22 protein-coding genes are annotated in these 16,615 nt (G+C 71.4%); 11 read left to right on the forward strand and 11 right to left on the reverse strand.

Going from position 1 to position 16,615, the window contains the following annotated elements:
- Positions 1 to 132 precede the first annotated feature (132 nt).
- Both ACGF5C_RS31420 and ACGF5C_RS31425 read right to left on the reverse strand, forming a co-directional pair.
- On the reverse strand, positions 133 to 351 hold the full coding sequence (locus ACGF5C_RS31420; RefSeq protein WP_393307508.1) for a winged helix-turn-helix domain-containing protein: 219 nt from the start codon (positions 349 to 351) through the stop codon (positions 133 to 135).
- Positions 352 to 587: 236 nt separating this feature from the next.
- Positions 588 to 1,262 (reverse strand): NUDIX hydrolase, encoded by a 675-nt coding sequence (locus ACGF5C_RS31425; RefSeq protein WP_393307510.1) that lies wholly within the window; start codon positions 1,260 to 1,262, stop codon positions 588 to 590.
- Positions 1,263 to 1,373: 111 nt separating this feature from the next.
- On the opposite strand from ACGF5C_RS31425, the gene ACGF5C_RS31430 reads away from it, so the two are divergent.
- From ACGF5C_RS31430 to ACGF5C_RS31470, 9 genes are all read left to right on the forward strand, one after another.
- Positions 1,374 to 1,571: a hypothetical protein gene (locus ACGF5C_RS31430; protein ID WP_393307512.1), complete on the forward strand. Its 198-nt coding sequence runs from the start codon at positions 1,374 to 1,376 to the stop codon at positions 1,569 to 1,571.
- Entirely contained in the window at positions 1,568 to 2,731 is a 1,164-nt protein-coding gene (locus tag ACGF5C_RS31435) for a hypothetical protein (protein WP_393307514.1), read from the forward strand. The genes ACGF5C_RS31430 and ACGF5C_RS31435 overlap by 4 nt, the downstream gene beginning before the upstream one ends.
- Positions 2,732 to 2,743: 12 nt before the next feature.
- Positions 2,744 to 3,010: a hypothetical protein gene (locus ACGF5C_RS31440; RefSeq protein ID WP_393307516.1), complete on the forward strand. Its 267-nt coding sequence runs from the start codon at positions 2,744 to 2,746 to the stop codon at positions 3,008 to 3,010.
- 2 nt (positions 3,011 to 3,012) lie between these two features.
- Positions 3,013 to 3,234, forward strand: coding sequence for a hypothetical protein (locus tag ACGF5C_RS31445; RefSeq protein WP_393307518.1), 222 nt, complete (start codon positions 3,013 to 3,015; stop codon positions 3,232 to 3,234).
- Between the two features lie 12 nt (positions 3,235 to 3,246).
- On the forward strand, positions 3,247 to 3,426 hold the full coding sequence (locus tag ACGF5C_RS31450) for a hypothetical protein (protein WP_393307520.1): 180 nt from the start codon (positions 3,247 to 3,249) through the stop codon (positions 3,424 to 3,426).
- Between the two features lie 78 nt (positions 3,427 to 3,504).
- Positions 3,505 to 3,858, forward strand: coding sequence for a hypothetical protein (locus ACGF5C_RS31455; RefSeq protein WP_393307522.1), 354 nt, complete (start codon positions 3,505 to 3,507; stop codon positions 3,856 to 3,858).
- On the forward strand, positions 3,855 to 4,136 hold the full coding sequence (locus ACGF5C_RS31460; protein WP_393307524.1) for a hypothetical protein: 282 nt from the start codon (positions 3,855 to 3,857) through the stop codon (positions 4,134 to 4,136). Before ACGF5C_RS31455 ends, ACGF5C_RS31460 begins: the two co-directional genes overlap by 4 nt.
- Complete coding sequence (locus ACGF5C_RS31465; RefSeq protein WP_393307526.1) at positions 4,133 to 5,587, forward strand: hypothetical protein; 1,455 nt, start codon at positions 4,133 to 4,135, stop codon at positions 5,585 to 5,587. The genes ACGF5C_RS31460 and ACGF5C_RS31465 overlap by 4 nt, the downstream gene beginning before the upstream one ends.
- 18 nt (positions 5,588 to 5,605) lie before the next feature.
- Positions 5,606 to 7,642 (forward strand): hypothetical protein, encoded by a 2,037-nt coding sequence (locus tag ACGF5C_RS31470; protein WP_393307528.1) that lies wholly within the window; start codon positions 5,606 to 5,608, stop codon positions 7,640 to 7,642.
- Positions 7,643 to 7,693: 51 nt separating this feature from the next.
- Here ACGF5C_RS31470 and ACGF5C_RS31475 read toward each other — a convergent pair whose 3' ends face one another.
- Entirely contained in the window at positions 7,694 to 7,975 is a 282-nt protein-coding gene (locus tag ACGF5C_RS31475; RefSeq protein ID WP_393307530.1) for a hypothetical protein, read from the reverse strand.
- 55 nt (positions 7,976 to 8,030) lie between these two features.
- On the opposite strand from ACGF5C_RS31475, the gene ACGF5C_RS31480 reads away from it, so the two are divergent.
- Complete coding sequence (locus ACGF5C_RS31480) at positions 8,031 to 8,624, forward strand: hypothetical protein (protein ID WP_393307532.1); 594 nt, start codon at positions 8,031 to 8,033, stop codon at positions 8,622 to 8,624.
- A gap of 82 nt (positions 8,625 to 8,706) precedes the next feature.
- Here the strand turns inward: ACGF5C_RS31480 and ACGF5C_RS31485 are convergent, their stop codons facing one another.
- Positions 8,707 to 8,880, reverse strand: a complete 174-nt coding sequence (locus ACGF5C_RS31485) for a hypothetical protein (protein ID WP_393307534.1) — start codon at positions 8,878 to 8,880, stop codon at positions 8,707 to 8,709.
- A 26-nt stretch (positions 8,881 to 8,906) separates the two neighbouring features.
- On the opposite strand from ACGF5C_RS31485, the gene ACGF5C_RS31490 reads away from it, so the two are divergent.
- Positions 8,907 to 9,164: a hypothetical protein gene (locus ACGF5C_RS31490; RefSeq protein ID WP_393307536.1), complete on the forward strand. Its 258-nt coding sequence runs from the start codon at positions 8,907 to 8,909 to the stop codon at positions 9,162 to 9,164.
- 15 nt (positions 9,165 to 9,179) lie between these two features.
- Here the strand turns inward: ACGF5C_RS31490 and ACGF5C_RS31495 are convergent, their stop codons facing one another.
- Genes ACGF5C_RS31495 through ACGF5C_RS31525 form a run of 7 tightly spaced genes read right to left on the reverse strand, consistent with a single transcriptional unit; the run spans position 9,180 to position 16,615 of the window.
- Entirely contained in the window at positions 9,180 to 9,584 is a 405-nt protein-coding gene (locus ACGF5C_RS31495) for a hypothetical protein (protein ID WP_393307538.1), read from the reverse strand.
- Positions 9,563 to 10,000 (reverse strand): hypothetical protein, encoded by a 438-nt coding sequence (locus ACGF5C_RS31500; protein WP_393307540.1) that lies wholly within the window; start codon positions 9,998 to 10,000, stop codon positions 9,563 to 9,565. Before ACGF5C_RS31500 ends, ACGF5C_RS31495 begins: the two co-directional genes overlap by 22 nt.
- Positions 10,000 to 10,914: an N-acetylmuramoyl-L-alanine amidase gene (locus ACGF5C_RS31505; RefSeq protein ID WP_393307542.1), complete on the reverse strand. Its 915-nt coding sequence runs from the start codon at positions 10,912 to 10,914 to the stop codon at positions 10,000 to 10,002. The genes ACGF5C_RS31500 and ACGF5C_RS31505 overlap by 1 nt, the downstream gene beginning before the upstream one ends.
- Positions 10,914 to 11,132 (reverse strand): hypothetical protein, encoded by a 219-nt coding sequence (locus tag ACGF5C_RS31510; RefSeq protein ID WP_393307543.1) that lies wholly within the window; start codon positions 11,130 to 11,132, stop codon positions 10,914 to 10,916. Before ACGF5C_RS31510 ends, ACGF5C_RS31505 begins: the two co-directional genes overlap by 1 nt.
- Positions 11,133 to 11,148: 16 nt before the next feature.
- Complete coding sequence (locus ACGF5C_RS31515; RefSeq protein WP_393307545.1) at positions 11,149 to 12,777, reverse strand: hypothetical protein; 1,629 nt, start codon at positions 12,775 to 12,777, stop codon at positions 11,149 to 11,151.
- 10 nt (positions 12,778 to 12,787) lie between these two features.
- Complete coding sequence (locus ACGF5C_RS31520) at positions 12,788 to 14,641, reverse strand: hypothetical protein (RefSeq protein WP_393307547.1); 1,854 nt, start codon at positions 14,639 to 14,641, stop codon at positions 12,788 to 12,790.
- 3 nt (positions 14,642 to 14,644) lie between these two features.
- Complete coding sequence (locus ACGF5C_RS31525) at positions 14,645 to 16,615, reverse strand: hypothetical protein (RefSeq protein WP_393307549.1); 1,971 nt, start codon at positions 16,613 to 16,615, stop codon at positions 14,645 to 14,647.

Here is a 16,615-nt window from a genome sequence, read left to right on the forward strand (position 1 = left end):
GTGCGCCCGGCAGGATTCGAACCTGCGGCCTTGGGATTAGAAGAACTCCCGCCCTTAGCGCTGTAGCGACGTGCGTAAACGCAGGTCGCTGAAGAACGAGAGTCGGGGAATACTCTGCCCTCTGCTACAGCGCTAATTCTCGGCTACGTAGACGCCGCTGCCGGCCCTTCCCACGGTAAGCCCACGCTCCCGGGTGAGCTCCAGGGCGCGCTGGATCGTCGACACGCTGACCGAGTACAGCTCGGCCAGCTCCCGCAGCGACGGCAGCTTGCTGCCCGGCTTGTGTTCCCCGCTGCGGATACGGGCGGTCAGGTCGTCCGCGATCTGGCGCGACGACATCGGTATGGGCATGGCGGTGGCTCCCTGGTTGGCCCGCCGATGAGATCACGACCCGCTGCCCCACCTCAAGCAGTGATTGACCTATGGCCACACTGTGACCTAGGTTGACCTGCGGGTATTCCGTCCCTGGTTGGCGCCGGGTCGCGACACCCCGGACCGGGAGGCCCCGCGCCTCCCGGTCCTTCTGTCTCTCGACACAAAACAGCGGCCACCCCCGACGAAGGGGTGGCCGCTGTGTCGTGAGGGCGTCAGGCTCCCAGCTCCCGCTGAAGGTGGGCCAGCACCGGCTCGAACAGGCCCGGCAGTAGCTGCTGTGCCTCCTCCAGGGATGCCCACCGGACCTCGGCCAGCTCGTCCTCGTCGCCGACGAACACGTCGAGCTTCCCGAGTGGGTGACACGCCAAGTAGATCATCGTGCGCCCGGTCTTGGGGTGCACGCGGCGACCGATCTCGCGTTCGGCGGCGCGTACCAGCAGGCCCGTCTCCTCCTTGACCTCGCGTACCGCGGCGTCGGCCGGGGACTCTCCGGGTTCGATTTCACCGGCGATGAAGGTCCACGGTGGCTTGCCGTCGTTCCGTCGGCCGATGAGCACGCCGAGGTCGCTGGTGACGATGCTCGCCACCACGGGGCTCGGCTCGGGCTTCGTAGCTTCCTCGGGCACGTGATCCCCCCTCTGGTGGCCGGCCAGCCGCCGGCGGGCGATGAGTCGATCGACGGCCTCGACGGCGATCATCCGGTATCGGCCGCGTTCGGTGAGGTACCAGTCGGCGCCCTCTTGCCCGAAGTGGCCGGAGTCGACGAGCCGACGGATGGTTTGACCGCTGTCGTTGAAGCCGGCGGCGACGAGGCGGTCGCGGACCTGGTTGATGGTCAGGTATCCGTTCTCGGCCACGTCGTCTCCCAGGTCTTCCAGGTCTCGCAAGTTGACCAATGGTCGCACGGCAAGACGCGGCTTGGGAGCAGGCGGTGGACTCAACATGTGAAGACTCTACCAACCTTTCCAACCTTTCCAAGATGTGTCATGCTGGCCGGCATGGAGTACCGAGCTGACCTCTACGCCGCCGGCGCCGAGTTCGACCACACCGAGCGGTACATCGCCCGCAACGAGACCGAGGCGATCGACGCCGCGCGGCAGATGGTGGTCGCCCTCGGCCTCGACTACGCCGAGGTGTACCGCACCGACGGCCACGGCGAGATCACCCACGTCGCGATGGTGGGAGCCGAGCGATGAGCCCGGCGCAAGCCTGGTTTCGCGCCGACGCCACCGCCTGGGGCGAGCGCATCGCCCTGTCCACCGCCGTGGCGTTGACCGCCAAGGGCGAGTTCGACCTGGCCGTCATGGCGCACTTCCACGAGGGGATCGCTTGGATCTTCCCGGTCATGCTCGACGTCTACGTGGTCACCGCGTTCCACAAGCGCCGCTGGCTGGACGTCGCGATCAGCCTCTCGCTGATGCTCTTCTGCCAGATCGCTGTGCACCTCGTGCCCGTCTTCATCACCGAAGGCGAGGAGACGCCGTGGGGTCTTGTCATGGCGGTCGCCTGCATTGCGCCGATCGTGGTCGTACGGGTGAAGGCGCTGACTGGCAAGACCCGGGCGGAAATTGAGGCGGAGCGCCGCGACGGCGAACTGGTCGAGGATGCCCGGAAGGCGCGGGCGGAAGCTGTCGCTGCGGACCGGAAGCGGGCGGAAGCCGAGGCCGCCTTGGAGGCGGAAGAGCGGAAGCGCGCCGACGCCGAACAGCGCGCCGAGGCGGAAGCCGAGCGCCGGCGGAAGGCGGAAGAGCAGGCCGCCCTGGAGGCGGAAGCACGGGCGGAAGAGAGCCACGAGTCGGAGGCGGAAATCGCCCGCCTGATCCGCCGCACCGAGGAGATCCAGGCTTCCGCCCGCGACGCCCGCACGCAGGCCGCCGAGGCGTCCGAGCAGGCCGCCCGGGTCGCCGGCCAACTGGAGGAGGCGCGGCTGCTGGCGGAGCGGGCCATCGCCGACAAGATGGCCGCTGAGCAGCACTGTGAGGCGTTGGCCGAGTCGCGGCAGTCGCTCGCCGAGGAGCTGGCGAAGGCGCAGCAGGTGATCGCCCGGTTGCAGCAGCGGGCGGAAGGCGGAGCCCGCCGGCAGGCGGAAATTTCCGCCCCCCGGAAGCGGAAGGCGACGCCAGCCCTTCCGCCATCCGTTCCGGGTGACCTTCCGGTCGTGAAGGACGTCGCTTCCGCCACCGTGGCCCGCGTGATTTCCGCCTACCGGCAGAACCCGAGCGGCACGCGGAAGGAACTCGCCGCCGCCGCCGGAACGACCGACCGGACGGTCCGGACGGTCCTCAACAGCATCCCCGCTGACCACCCGGCGCTCGCCATCGAGTCCGCCGACACCGACGACCGCGCTGCGGTCTGAAAGGAGCCCGCAATGTACGGCACCACCTACGACGAGTCCGGCACCACACGGGTGCCCGCTGGTGAAACCGACTACCTGGCGAAGGCCGCCGATCTCCTTGAGAAGGCCGCCGCGGCCAACGAACGGGAGAACGCCGGCTACCGCGCGCTTCTGATGCAGGGCTGGGAGCGCATCGCCGGCCAGTACGCGCAGCTCGGCGCCATCCAGCGCGGACAGCTTCCCGCCAGCCTGGCCCACGTGATGTTCGAGCAGCTCAGCGGCACCACGAAGGGGAACTGACCATGCTCCAGGCCATCCGCCGACTCCGCCGACTCCGCTGGCCCATGAGCCACCAGACCCGCGTCGCCCGCTTCGCCTACCGCTGCGCCCGCGCCCGCCTCGCCGAGGTCAGCGAGCAGAGCACCGAGGAGACCGACGCCTACCTGGCCGCGAACGCCTGGGTGATCCGCTGCGAGCAGCAGTTGCCGTGGTGGAAGCGCCTCGACATCGACGTGACCGCCTGAGGAGGCACCGCAATGGGAGAGCACGTCAGCGTTCGGATCGTCATCGAGATCGGCGACACCAAGAAGGAGTTCCACACCACCGCCGCGACCAGCGGCGATCAGCACCAGGTGGCCGATGGCCTCATCAACGGCCTGCACGACTCGGCGGGCGACTGGTTGCGCGACCAGCGTCGCCTGGCCAGGGGCATCTGACCCACCACAAGCCGCGGGGCCCGGCCCCACCTTCCGAGCCGGACCGGGCCCCGCACTCCACCAAGGGAGACACCCATCATGACAACGACCCGGTACGCCGTCACCAGCCAGGTGCCGCAGGGCTCGCCTCTGACCGCGCTCGCCGGCCGCACCGTCACCATGCCGGCCGAGACCGCCGATGAGCTGGCCCGTCGCGTTGCGGAGTCCCGCGACGCCGGTGCCGAGCCGGTCATCGTCTACACCCCGCCCAGCCGGTGGCACTACGTCGTCAACGGCGCGTCCCTCACGAGCGGCCTGGCCGCCATCGGCGCCGCGCTCGCGGACCTGCTCGACTGGTCCGGCATTTTCGACGTTGCCGTGGCCGCGTTCGCCGTGGCCCTCGTGCTGGCCGGGCTCGCGCTGGTCATGGAGTACCGGGCGGACCACCGATGAAGACGCCGCGCCAGCGTGCTGCCGCGCTCAACGTGCGCGGGAACGTCGCCCTGGCCTCCGCCGTCGCGGTTGGCGGGTTCCTCGCCGCCGACCGGGCCGCCCGCGGCCCGTGGCTGCCGCTGCACACCCTCCTCGCCGCGCTCCTCGCGACCGCCGCGATCACCGCGTTGGCCTGCTACGCGCTCGCCTGGGTGAAGGCCTCACCCCGGGGTGACTCACCCGAGGTGACTCACCTGGGCGTCACCCCTTCCGGAACCCCCTCTGAGGTGCGGAAATGACGACCGACCCGCAGGTGACTCACCCCCCGGTGACTCACCCCGAGACGCCCGCCCCGGCGGTCCCCGAGCCCGACTCCCGGAAGCCGGAGAAGCCGTCCACCGGCCGCCCGGTCCGGCGGTCCCTGCGGATACCGCCGCCGAAGATTCTCGCTGCCGCCGCGCTGGTCGTGGTCGCCCTGGAGCTGCTCGTCTGGCAGGTCGGCGGCCCGTTCTGGGGCGGGGTGATCCACGGGGTGCTGCTGATCCTGGTCGGCTTCGGGCTGCTGGTGTGGTTGCGGGGGCGGAGCCGGCGGGACGCCCGCCTCGGCCGGGCAGCGCTGGGGCCGATCGGCAGGGCTGCGGCCGGCGGCCAGCGTGCGGCGCGGGGCGCGCGGGGTCCGCTGGGCCGGCTGCTCCGCCGCAACGGTCGAGCCGCGTCGGGTGCCTCCGGCGGTGGCGGCGGTTCGGCTCGGCGTGGCCTGCTGAGCCGGCTCACCGGCGGTCGGCGCGGGGGCGCGGCTTCCGGTGGCGGGCGGTCGGGGGCCGGCGCGAAGCGGTCCGGTGGCCTGCTGGGCCGGCTGGGCCGCAGCGGAGCGTCCGGCCGCCGCACCGGCTCCGGTGCGGGCCGGTCCGCCGGACGCGCCGGAGGGCTCCTCGGCCGCCTCGGGCGCGGCTCCGGGACCGGGAGCGGTCGGGGCCCCAGCGGTACGTCGCGGTCCGGCCGAAGCCGTTCGGGTGGCCTGCTCGGCCGCCTGGGCGGCGCCGCGAAGCGAGCGACCGCCCGCCGTCAGGCCACCGAGAAGCGCCCAGGTATCGGGCGCGGCCAGTGGGGTGTCCGCCTCGGCCAGCGCGCCTCAGCCGGAACGTGGCGTCCGAACTGGGGCAAGGCGCGGAAGCAGGCGGCGAAGCTCGCTGCCGACTTCCGACGCGGCGTACGCGAAGGCAGCAAGGCCAGTCCTCAGCCGAAGAAGCCCAGCCCCGAACCGAAGCCGACCGAGCAAGCACCGACGCCGGCCGCCGGGCAGGAGAAGCCCCAGCCGCCCACCCGGGACGAGCTGGTCAAGGAAGCCGTGGAGAAGGTCGCCGACGCCACCCCGGCGCCGGTCACCTCCCGCCGATCGAGAGGAACCACCGTGGGAAGCATGCGAGACATCCTCGCCGCCGCCGAAGACCTCGCCGGCCAGCTCAAGGCGTACGACGAGGAAGACATGCACGTCTTCGTCCGTGAGCTGCCGCAGCTCGGCGATGCCCTGTCCGCCATCGAGGGCGGCATCAAGATGATGGCCAGCCGCGCCGAGTCGGAGTGGCCGCTGGCCGCCCCCGTCGTCGAGGCCCTCGGCAGCGTCGCCGGGGACGTGAAGGCCGCCGCCAGCACCGTCGGCGAGGCCAAAACCGCCGTGTACCGGGAGAACGAGACCGACATCGAGCGCGGCGAGGCCCCCCGTCAGGGCGAGCGTCGCTGGAACGTCTGACCCAGGGAGGGCAGAGCAGTGAACGGTCAGAGGTCGTGGGACAACATCGCCAGCGCGGTCATCGCCACCGCCGGGCCGCTGGTCGGTGCGGGGCTGTGCACCGCGGGGGACGTGCCTGCGGTGGTGCCCGCGACCCTGGCCGGCGCTGTCCTGGCCGGGGTCGCAGTACGAGACCGCCGTACCGGGCGGCCGTGGTCGGAGCGGGCCTTCCGGCTCGCCTCCGGCCTGGCCGCCGCAGCGTGGACCACCTGGTCCGCGTTCACCGGCCCGTGGCACCTCGCCAACCTGGTCGCCGGGGCGGGCGCGGCCCTGTTCGGCGTGTTCGTCGCGCCAGCGTTCGTCGGCGAGGACGCGCCCCAGGCGGCCCAGCAGCCCGGTACAGCACCCGGGCAGGCCACTGCGCCGACCGGGCGGCGGGCCGTGTGGAAGCAGCGCATCGAGCGCATCGCCCGCGTGCAGCCCATCACCATCACCGCTGACGACGACTGGCCGGCCGGCACCGGCTTCACCCTGCACATCACCTTCGCCCCCGAGTCCGGCGACTCGTGGGAGGCGATCGACGGCGTGAAGCACCGGCTCGGCGCTGCGGCCGGCCTGCCCCGCGGCTGCACCATCGGCGTTGCTGAGGGTGACATCCAGGGCACCGCCGTCATGCGGGTGCCCACCGTGTACGCCCTCGCCGACGACGTGCCCGCCCCCGAGGACTACTCGCCGCTGTCGATCTGGGAAGACCTGACGATCGGCGTCAACGAGGACAAGACCCCCGCCGTGATCAACCTGCGGCAGGCGTCCGGGCTGATCGCCTCCCGGCGTGGCGGCGGGAAGACGAACCTGCTGAAGGTGCTCATCGAGAACCTGCTGCGCTGCCGGGACAACCTGACCTGGATCGCCGACCTCAACGGCGGCGGCCTGGCCGTGCCGTTCATGCTCCCGTACGTCGACGGGGAGGTCGACGAGCCGCCGATCGACTGGGTGGCCGACACCCCCGAGAAGGTGATGGTGATGGCCGAGGTCGCGGCCGCCATCGCGAAGGACCGGAAGGCCCGGTACGCGGCCCTGACCGCCCGCTCCGGCGGTGACCTGCTGCCAGTCACCGCCGACCTGCCGCAGATCACCATCGTGGTCGACGAGTCCGCCGAGCTCGACGGGGACCCGATGGCGAAGAAGGCGATGGAGTCGCTGCTGAAGGTGCAGCGGATCGGCCGCGCGGAGGCCGTCAACGTGGTGTTCTCGGCGCTGCGCCCAACGCAGGACACCATTCCGGTGCCGGTGCGGAAGCAAACCGCGCTGAAGCTGGCCGGGCCAATGGACGACGACACCGACCTGGGCTACATGATGGCCGGCGCGAAGGTCCGCTCCGCCGACCTGGTGCACCCGGGCACGTTCTACCTGCGGCGCGGTGACGTGGGGGCGCCGGTGCGGCAGATCAAGGTGTACCGGACCACGCCGGATCGGATCGCCGCCGTCGTCCGGGCCACCGCGGGGGAGCGGCCGCGTCTGGACCGGGCGGGGCAGCAGGTCGGCGGGGAGGCGTACGCCCACCGGCTCGATGCGCTGCGGCCGTGGCTGGACCGGATGGCGGGCAGGCCGGAAACGGCGCCCACTGTTCCGGCCGGAGGCCACCGCGCAGTTCCGGGGCCGCGGGCGGCGGCCGCCGTCGAGGTAGAGGCGGAGGCTCCGGCTGCTCCCGCTGATCGGGACGCCCGTCGCGCGGCTGCTCGGGATGGCCTGCGGCGGTTTACGGCGCGGATGGAAGTCAGCCAGATGCCGAAGGACCAGCTCGACGACGTGTTCGGGTCGCTGGTCGCCGACCTCCGGCCCGCGGCCGGGCAGGACCAGGGCGACGACGGCCTCGACGGCGAGGGCTGGCAGCCGGAGCTGCTCATCGAGCTGGCACGCGACGCCGGCACGGACGGCATCGGCCCCACGGAGATGCGCCGCAAGCTCGCCGACCGGGGCATCAAGGTGTCCATGAAGACGATCAACAAGTGGGTGCCGCGGTACGTCGACGAGGGCAAGCTCCGCAAGCTCGACGGCGGCAAGTACGCGGCCTGAACAGCAGAAAGCGGCCCCCACCAGCACGGTGGGGGCCGCTTCGCGTGTCGGTCAGTAGCGGTCGTCGCCGTCGTGCACCCGGGCGCGGGCGGTCGCTGCGAGCGTGGAAGTCTGCGCCAGTTCGTCGGCCGAGCGCGTCACCACGGCGAGGATCTCCTCGCGGGTGGCACCGCGGCCGACGGCGACCTCAACGGCGGTGGCGAGCTTGCGGAGGCCCTCGGTGTGGTCGGCCCGGGAGCGCTCGACGCGGGCCGGGTCGGCGAGCGCCGTATCGACGTCGCGCTGCTTTGCGGGCGGGGTGCTCAGCGTCATCACGCCTTCACTGTCGCACATGACGACCTGTCCGTCATGCCCTGCGAGCGTTGCCGCAGGTCGATATGGTGCCCGGATGACCCGCCTCCCCCACTACGCCGCCGCCCTGGCCCTGGCCGCCGCGGTGCTGGCCGGCTGCGCCAGCGACCCTGAGCCGGCCGCCGCACCTGCCACGTCCGAGCCCGCCCCCACCAGCGCCGCCGCAAGCCCGACGCCCAGCGCCGCCAGCCCGAGCCCCACCGTCAACCCGGACACGCCGCTGCCCTTCGGCAAGGGCATCGTCACCGGCGGCGGGTACGTCACCGCCACCGTCTACGCCTACCGACACAACGTCGCCAAGTCCGCGCCCCGCCCCGACGAACAGCCCGGCTTCGTGTGGGGTGCCGTTGACGTGAAGGTGTGCGCCAACAAGGACATCACCGTCTCGTCAGTGGGTGTGTCGAACGGGCCGTGGGCTCTCGTCTACGCCGACGACACCACCATCGGCGCGTCGCAGACGGGCTATGACGCGTTCCCGAAGCCGGAGTACCCGTGGACGGAGAAGGCTCTCGCGCCGGGCCGGTGCGTGCGGGGTTGGATCACGTTCCCGGTGCCGGGGAAGACGCGGCCGGCGTTCGTAGAGTACGCGCCGGAGGGCGAGCAGGTGACGCCGCGGTGGGCGGTGAAGTAGCCCCCAGATACGACGAAGCGCCCCCTCCCCGCCAGCCCGGTTCGGGCGGCAGAGAGGGGGCGCAGTCGTTGGGGTGGTGCGGTCAGGCCGGCTTGTTGGGCACGGCGTAGACCAGGCCGAGGCCGGCGAGGACAGCGCCCGCCACGATCGTCCACTCCAGCCGGGTGACGTGGTCGTCGGCGAGGGCGGTGCCGAGTGCGGTGAGGCCGGCGGTGAGCCCGCCGACGACGGCCTTGGCGTACGGCTTGAGCTTCATCTGTACCTCCTGGGTACGGTCGTTGGATGGCAGGCTTCCCGCAGGTCCGCGAGTCGGCCTGGCTGTACGCGCCGGACGACCCGGACGTGCCCCTCGCCCACGTGAGGCTGGAGGAGCGCATGGACGGGGCCGGATGGGATCTGTACCTGTCCGACCCGGCATCAGCGCCGTCCCAGCACGTCCGCTACCCGGACGAGGCGGGTGCGCGGGCTGAGCTGGAGCGCGTCTACGCTGCCGGCCGGGCGGCCGGGCAGTGGCGGATCCACCGCCACGACGGGTACTGAGTCGGTCGGCCCCCGCTACACCGACCGGCCGTTCACCGTGCCCGGCTTCCCGACGAGACGCCTCAGCGCGCCGATGTCCGGCTCCGGGCGCCACACCTCCGTCGCCACGGAGATCAGCGTGTCCGTCAGACGGGCCGCGGCCTTCTGCGCCATGTCGAGCTGGATCTGGATGGATTCGAGTTGGGTGCGCAACTGCTTGACGTCGGAATCGGCTTCGTCCCTGATCCGCTCCGCGCGGTCGTCGGACTCCCGGGCCTCCTGGCGGGCCGCCTGTTCGCTGGCCTGCAACTGCTTCGCCCACTCCAGCAGCGCCGAGTCCCGCTGGGCACGCCCGGCGACGCGGTTGGTCATGTAGCTGGCGACAACGGCCGCGATGGCGGAGAACACCGCCGCCAGGATCACTCCAAGGGTGGGGTCCACGTGGGCCGCCCCTTCTGGTCGATCGGCTCCGGCCAGCTCGCGATGATCCCTACGAACCCCGCGAACGCCAGCCACACAGCCGCTTGGACGTACCCGCGGTCGACGCCGCCGACCAGCCACCCACCCAACGTCACCCCGCCCCACATCACCTTCAGCCCTATGGCGGCGGCGAACGCAGCCTGGTCGCTGGGGCGGAACGCCTGCACCAGGCACAGCAGTCCGACGCCGCCCCACGCCGCAGCCCACGCCCACAGCGGCATCAGCCCGGACAGGAACATCAGCGACACCCCGCGGCGTGCCTGGGGCGACGGGAACAGCAGGCTGCTGCAGTAGACGAGGTCGAGGACGGCGAAGAACAGCAGCGCCGACCCGCGGTGGCCGACCCGGCGCCGCAGGCCGGACGCTGCCCGGCGCATCAGCTCTGCGGGGTGGTGCCGGCCAGCTTGGTCAGCTCGGCGGCGAGGGCGGCCGGGTCCTGGCCGGCAGCGACGAGGGCCTGCGCGACCTCCGGCGCCGGCTGCCCACCCAGCCCGGCGAGGATCTCCTCGTCGAGGCCGTCGAGGCGGGCCAGGATCTGGGTGGCCTTGGTGTCGGCGTTCGTGGCCAGGTTGTTCGCCGTCAGCAGACTGTGCGTCATGTTCGTCAGCACGATCCCGTGGGCGGTCTCTCCGTCGTGGTCGGCGGGCTTGAACGCCCACGGAAGCCGCGACATCTCGGCGGCAACCTTCGGGTCCTTCAGGATGGTCAGGAACTCGGCAGGGGTCACAGTGTCGTCCTCTCCAGCAAGCCTCGCCGCAACGTCGCGGCGGAAGCGGGTCATGTCGAATTCGGGGTCGCTCTTCGTGCTGGTCTGCCCCTTCGGGGCCGGCCACGGCTGGTGTTCCTTATGCCCGGCCACCCGGCCGACCGGAATCCTGAGGTGCCGCACCAGCGCGGCGACACCCCGGATGTACGAGTCGTACTGGCGGGCCGTCCACGGCTCACCAGCAGCGTGCTGCGCCTCGATGCCCAGCAGCCGCGAGTTACCGAGGCCCTTGTTCGGGCCGGCCCAGCCGACGAGGTTGTGGTTGCAGCGCCCCGACGCGATCACCCACCACTCGCCCGACCTGGACAGGTAGAGCTGCGCGATCGGCGGCGGCGCGGAGTTGGAGCCGTGGATGAGCACCCGGATCTCGCCCGCGTCGGTGCTGGTGCGGGAGCCCCGGGTTTCGTGGATGGTGATGCCCTCAATCGGGCCCCAGCTCGACGAGCCGCGCTCACTCCAGCCCGACGCGACGTGCACGGTCAGGCCGGCGCGGCGGAGCACCTCGGGCAGCCATGTCAGACGCATCAGCCCTCACCCGCCATCGCTGCGCCCGCCGGCGGCAGCGGCACATCCGACAGCGGCCCCCGATCCTGCAACAGCTCCGGCCACGTCATCGTGCCGAGCCGCGTGCGGCACTGCGGACACGGCGACGCCGTCCACGTCCCGTCCTGCCCCCGCCACTCGATCCCGTCGCGGTCCAGCACCATGCTCGTGCCCGGCGGATCGGGCAGCACGTACGTCATCTCAGTCCTCCATGGGTTAGGGGCGCCGGAACGTGGCCATGCGGCGCATCAGCGTCGACAGCAGCCGCGGGGTGGTGTTGGCGTACGAATCGAGGTCCAACGTCGCCGCGCCGTCGGACGCCCGGTACTCGCCGCCGACGATCCGGAACACGGTCACGCCGTCGCGCGCCGACGCGTTGAGGGCGTCCACGCGGGGCAGGATGCCGCGCACCCGGATCAGCCCAGGCCGGATCTCCCACGGCTGCACCATCCGCCCGGTCTGCAAGTCGAGAATCGGGCGGGCGATGCGCAACCGGCCCCCGTTCGGGGCGAACTGGTGCTCGGCCAAAAACTGGTCGCCGGCGCGCTGCGCGGCAGCCGTCGACCCCACCTCTGAGCCGAGGTCGATGGACGCCTGCCGGTTCAGGCCCGCCGCAACCAGCTCCGGCACCACACTGCTGCGGAACGTGAACCGGGACCGGCCGGCGGAGTCCCGCCAGCGGACGGTGACCATGTTGTAGAGGCCATCCGCGCTGCCCTGGCCGTCGTAGCCGTCGACCACGTCGCACTCGTAGCGCACCACGGAGGGCAGCGGCACCCACTCGAACCGGTACTTCCCGGCAGCGGCACGCTCCCACACCCGCCACGTGAAGCCGCCCTCCAGCCGCAGCAGGTCATCGAGCACCTGCGCCGCCGTCACCCCGTCCGGGTAGGCGAGCTGGTCGATCGGATGCGTGGTGGTGGCGATGACGGCGTTCGTGCCGTCGTAGTCGGTGAGTAGCCGACCCAACAGGTCCGCCACCACGTCGGAGGCCAGGATCGTGTTGCTGGTGTAGCCGGTGGTCTTCTCCAGGCCGTTGGCGTTGTAGCGCATCGCCTGCACGACCAAGTCCATGAACGCGGCCCAATGCAGGTCGTCGGCGACCTTGATCGCCCCGCCCGCGCTGCGCTGCAACCGCAGGTCGAGAGTGTTTCGGCCGTTCGTCCAGTGGGTGCCGACGACCCGCGCCGAGGATCCGCCGCCGCCGGTCGACAGCGGTTGGTCGCGGGCGATGTCCGACGCCCCGCCGTTCGTGCTGGCGATGGCCATCACCGAATAGTTGGCGTCGGCGATACCACCGTCGAACGCGTAGTCGATCCGGCCCAACTTCATGCCGGCGCGGGCCAGCGCGTCGAAGCGGACGTTCACCCGGGAGCCGGTGCTGACCGACTGGCCCTCCGGGAACTGGAGGATCACGCTGTCCTTACCGGAGCCGCCCGGGTCCTCACCGGTCGAGTTGGTGGCGCCCGGCGCGTTCGTCAGCGTGCGGAAGGCGTCGGACAGGGTTTGGTCGACGTACACCAGCGGCACCGTCCGGTCGCGGGTGTGGGCCTGCCCGCCGACAGCGGTGAGGTCCCACACCTGCCCGTCCCGTGCCGACCGGCCCGGATCCTCCATGCGGCCGTCCCACACCACCGACCCGTCGCGGGCGTCGTAGACGGTGACCTGCCCGTAGTAGCCGATCTCGTCTGGCTGGAGAGACAGCGGCCGGTCCAGCGGCACCATGCACGACGCGTACCCGCCCGGATCGGTCCACCGCATCACCAGATCCCGGGCGTCGGCGGTGACATGCCGGTCAGCGCGGGCCGTACGCAGCCGCACCGTCAGGGGAATCGGCAGACTCACCCCAACCCCCTCAGCTCGATGGTGGGCGCGTGTAGAGGTACCGGGGCCAGTAGTACGGGGTCAGCGTCGACGTCGACGACAGGATGTCGCGAGGGCTGCCGCCGTCGACCAGCCACACGATGCGGTTCACCTGCCCTGGCGACAGCATCGGCAGCCCGCCGACCGGCGCGTCCGGCTGCGCCGGCATGCGAACCTCACCGGAGCCACCGACCGCGTACGCCATGTGCTGGGCCCCGTCGATGATCCCCGCCGACGCGCCGGTGTCCGACCACACCCGCGTCACCGAGTACCGGTCGTCAGCAGGCACAAACACCAGACAGTCGATGTCGAGGGTTCCGGCGCCTGCCGCCCGCTGCGCCCACACCGCCACCCGGGTGCCGGCCACCGGCGTTTCCGTGCCCGAGTAGCCGTCGGTGACCGGGTCCGCGCCGACCGGGAACTGAATGGTGCCCAAGTCGTAGTAGGCGATCTCCGACGTCTGCGTCACCCGCACCGCATCGTTGCGGATCGGCAGCGTCGCGTTCGCCCCGTACGCGAACTGCACCGACCACACGTCACTCACCGCGGAGATACGCATCCTGGCCAGCACCCGGTATCGGCCCCGCGCGTCCTGGGTCGCTGCCGTCGGCCACAGCGGCATGTAGAGCCGCTGCTCCATCAGCGCCCCCGCAGGGGCGACCCGCATGTAGTTCTGGCCGGACCCCGACATCAGCGGATCGTTGGCTGCGCCCAACGTGGTGTTGGTGCCCGTCGTCATCGCCTCCGCCTGGAGAACGAACGGAGCCTGCGACGGAGTGCCTCGCCGGCGCACACCCATCACCACGTTGCGGTAGTCGTAGACACTGCCGATCACGTTGGAGCCCAACCGCAGGAACAGCGGCGTCTCCACGTCACCGCGAACATCGGTCACGTCGAAGCAGGCACCGCCCGTTCCGCCGACCGGCCGGATCCGCGCCTCGTCGATGTGCAGGGTGTTCGACGCTGGCGGGGTGCCCGTCATCCGCACCGTCAGAGTCGCGAAAGCCGCACCCACCGGCGCGACGCCGGCCACCTGCCCCAGCGTCCACACCCCCGCCGTAACCGACGTACCGGAGCCCGTGTTGCTCAGAAACGCACCCCCGGCCGTGTACCAAAGGATCTGCACATCCACGACCCGCGTCACCGCGCACCGCAGCCACGCCGACGCCCGATAGGTGGCCCCCGCCGTCACAGGCACCTGCTCCGACTCGGCCCGCGAGTTAACCCCCACCCCGTCAGGCGTGAGCAGCAGCGACGCCACGCCCTCATGCGCCTGCGCCGTGGACCAGGTGAGGGCCGCTCCCTCCCGGCCAGTCCACCCCGAAACGTCTGCCTCGAAGTACGGGTTGGCGTTGAGGGTCTGCCCCTCGGCCGGGTCGTTGTAGACCGTCACCGCCGGCAGGGTCTCCTTCAGCCCGTACGCGAACGGCTCCGCGAGCACCTCCACGTCGAGCAGCTTCAGCAACCCCCCGCCCGGCACCTCCGTCACCCGGTTCACTGGGGACCGCATGGTGCGGAAGAACACCGGCTCGCTGGTGCCCGGCCGCCACCGCAGCAGGTTCGTCGGCCGGTCCAGCTCCCGCAGCAGCTCCTGCGTACGGACGGCCATCGCATCGGCGCTGATGTCCTTCAGCTCCAGGCGCAGCCGCAACACCCGATTGTCGTACACAGCCGCCGTGACCTGCCCGCCGTCGGTGAGCAGCGTCTGCGACACCGCCCGCCGCAGGTCCGGCGGCGAAAGGTCCGTGCCGTCATACGACAGCCCCCACACGACGTCGTCGTTGAGGTCCAGACGCACCGTCGGCGACGCCGCGATGCTGTCGACGAACTGACACACGTCAGGCACCACTCACCCCGCCCTCGCGTAGATGTCCGCAGTCCGGCCGCTGTCGATCCGCGCCACCGGCACCGTCTGCAAAGCCCGCACGAACGCCCGAAACAGGTCGTCCACGCCCGGACCCGCAGCCACCCCCGCTGGTGCCGGCGACCCTGCGAGCATCGTGGACCGCGCGATGTCCGCCGACTGGCGGGCGTTGAGCACATAGCCGTTGTCCGCGAACGTCAGCAGCTCCGGGCCACGCTCACCCACCCAATACGTCTCGCCGCGCAGTGTCGAACCGCCCGATGCGCGACCACCGACGCCGTCACCGATGCCAACGTTGCGGCCCTCCGACCGGGTCGTCACCTGGTTGTTGACGACCGTGATGACGACCCGCTTCGACTTGATCGCCGCGATGCGCCCAGCCACCGTCTTCAGGTCGATCGGCGTCTGCCGGATGTTGACATCGACATCCGACTGGCGCTTCTCCGGAATTCCGAACAGGCTGTTCGCCAGGTCGACGGCCTCGCCCTTCTCGACACCCATCGCCTTCGCCGCAGCCAGGAACTTCGCCCGCCCCCGCTCCGTGGCCTGCGCAGCCAGGTCATGCGAGCCCGTCGACTCCAGGATCGCCGCCGACGACGCCTTCGTCGCCTCGGCGAGGTTCAGCAAGGCCCGCCGGTTCGCCCGGCCCGCCTCCGTGTTCGTGTCGATGCCCCGCTTGCCGCGCTGCGCCGCCTCCGCAGCCCGGTCGATGGCCTCTTCCATGCGGATTTCGGCGTTCTCCGCCCCCAGCGCGGCGTCCCGGAACCGCTCCAGCGTCTGCTGGAACGTCTCCACGTCGGCATTCGCCGACCCAGCCGCATCGCCGGTGCCGGCCAGCGCGTTGATCAGGTTCTGGAGGCCCTCCGACATGCCGCCGCCAGCGTTCTTCGCCGCCTCCTCCTGGGCGACCAGTTCAGCCAACCGAGCGGCGTCGCCCGTAGCGACGGCGGACAGCTTCTCCATCCAGCCGTACACCTCGGTCAGCCCGGCGATCGTGGCGACCATTCCGCGGGTGCCGTACTCGAAGACCGTCCACAGCGTGCCCAGCGCCCGCGACGCCTCAGCCGAGTTTTCGCTGAGCATGGTGAAGGTGTCGCCGACCAGGTCGCCGGCACGCTCGGCGATGGTTCCCAGAGCCGCGACTACGGGCCCGGACCGCTCCACCGCGGTGGCGAAGCCCTCAACTGCGGACTCGGCGCCGTCGAGCACGTCCTCCGTCAGCGGACGCAGCATCCGCGACGCGGCGTTCCCGGCGCGGTCCAGGTCGTCGGAAATGTCACCGATGCGAGACCGGACGACGCCCAGGGACTCGATGGTCGCCGGAACGAACGACTCAGCGGCCTGTTCCAAGGCGTCCGAGAACGCGCTGCCCGTCTCCTTCGCCGCCGCTTGCACCGCCGGATTCCGCGCGGCGATAGCGACACCACCGATGATGCCGCCGCCGCCCGCCGCACCAACCACCGCAGCAGAGATCACGCCACCGATCAGCGGGCCTGCGGCAGTTGCCGCGCCGACCACACCTGCGCCGATAGCGGCCTGAGCCTGCGGCGGCAGCGTTCCGAACACATTGCTGAACGCCGCCGCGATCGGGCCGCCAGCCTTGGACAGGCCTGCGGCGACCCCTTCGGCAACCCGGGCGCCGAAGCGCAGCGCCTCGTTACGGCCGTCGTCGGGGTCGGGCAGCAGGTTCCGCGCCGACATCAGCTTGCGCAGCTCACCCTGCTGTTTGCGGAGATCCTTGAACAGCTCCTTGTTGCCGGTGCGGTCGATCTCCGCCGCGAGGTCCCGCACGGCGGCCTGGGCAGCGGCGATGTCCGTGTCGAGGTGGCTGAACTGCTCGCCGAGGCCCTCGACTTGGTCGCCGGCCTTCTCGGCGGCGTCACCGACCTGCTTGAACACCTTCGAGCCGCCGGAGTCACGGCCGACGACGTCGAACTCCACCTTCTCGCGGGCCAC

Origin of the sequence: Micromonospora sp. NPDC047620 (assembly GCF_043205005.1) — a bacterium.
Lineage (GTDB): Bacteria > Actinomycetota > Actinomycetes > Mycobacteriales > Micromonosporaceae > Micromonospora.

Coding starts and splice junctions, on each gene's coding strand:
- ACGF5C_RS31420 (WP_393307508.1), bottom strand. CDS start 351: ATGCCCATACCGATGTCGTCGCGCCAGATCGCGGACGACCTGACCGCC.
- ACGF5C_RS31430 (WP_393307512.1), top strand. CDS start 1,374: ATGGAGTACCGAGCTGACCTCTACGCCGCCGGCGCCGAGTTCGACCAC.
- ACGF5C_RS31435 (WP_393307514.1), top strand. CDS start 1,568: ATGAGCCCGGCGCAAGCCTGGTTTCGCGCCGACGCCACCGCCTGGGGC.
- ACGF5C_RS31440 (WP_393307516.1), top strand. CDS start 2,744: ATGTACGGCACCACCTACGACGAGTCCGGCACCACACGGGTGCCCGCT.
- ACGF5C_RS31445 (WP_393307518.1), top strand. CDS start 3,013: ATGCTCCAGGCCATCCGCCGACTCCGCCGACTCCGCTGGCCCATGAGC.
- ACGF5C_RS31450 (WP_393307520.1), top strand. CDS start 3,247: ATGGGAGAGCACGTCAGCGTTCGGATCGTCATCGAGATCGGCGACACC.
- ACGF5C_RS31455 (WP_393307522.1), top strand. CDS start 3,505: ATGACAACGACCCGGTACGCCGTCACCAGCCAGGTGCCGCAGGGCTCG.
- ACGF5C_RS31460 (WP_393307524.1), top strand. CDS start 3,855: ATGAAGACGCCGCGCCAGCGTGCTGCCGCGCTCAACGTGCGCGGGAAC.
- ACGF5C_RS31465 (WP_393307526.1), top strand. CDS start 4,133: ATGACGACCGACCCGCAGGTGACTCACCCCCCGGTGACTCACCCCGAG.
- ACGF5C_RS31475 (WP_393307530.1), bottom strand. CDS start 7,975: ATGTGCGACAGTGAAGGCGTGATGACGCTGAGCACCCCGCCCGCAAAG.
- ACGF5C_RS31480 (WP_393307532.1), top strand. CDS start 8,031: ATGACCCGCCTCCCCCACTACGCCGCCGCCCTGGCCCTGGCCGCCGCG.
- ACGF5C_RS31485 (WP_393307534.1), bottom strand. CDS start 8,880: ATGAAGCTCAAGCCGTACGCCAAGGCCGTCGTCGGCGGGCTCACCGCC.
- ACGF5C_RS31490 (WP_393307536.1), top strand. CDS start 8,907: ATGGCAGGCTTCCCGCAGGTCCGCGAGTCGGCCTGGCTGTACGCGCCG.
- ACGF5C_RS31500 (WP_393307540.1), bottom strand. CDS start 10,000: ATGCGCCGGGCAGCGTCCGGCCTGCGGCGCCGGGTCGGCCACCGCGGG.
- ACGF5C_RS31505 (WP_393307542.1), bottom strand. CDS start 10,914: ATGCGTCTGACATGGCTGCCCGAGGTGCTCCGCCGCGCCGGCCTGACC.
- ACGF5C_RS31510 (WP_393307543.1), bottom strand. CDS start 11,132: ATGACGTACGTGCTGCCCGATCCGCCGGGCACGAGCATGGTGCTGGAC.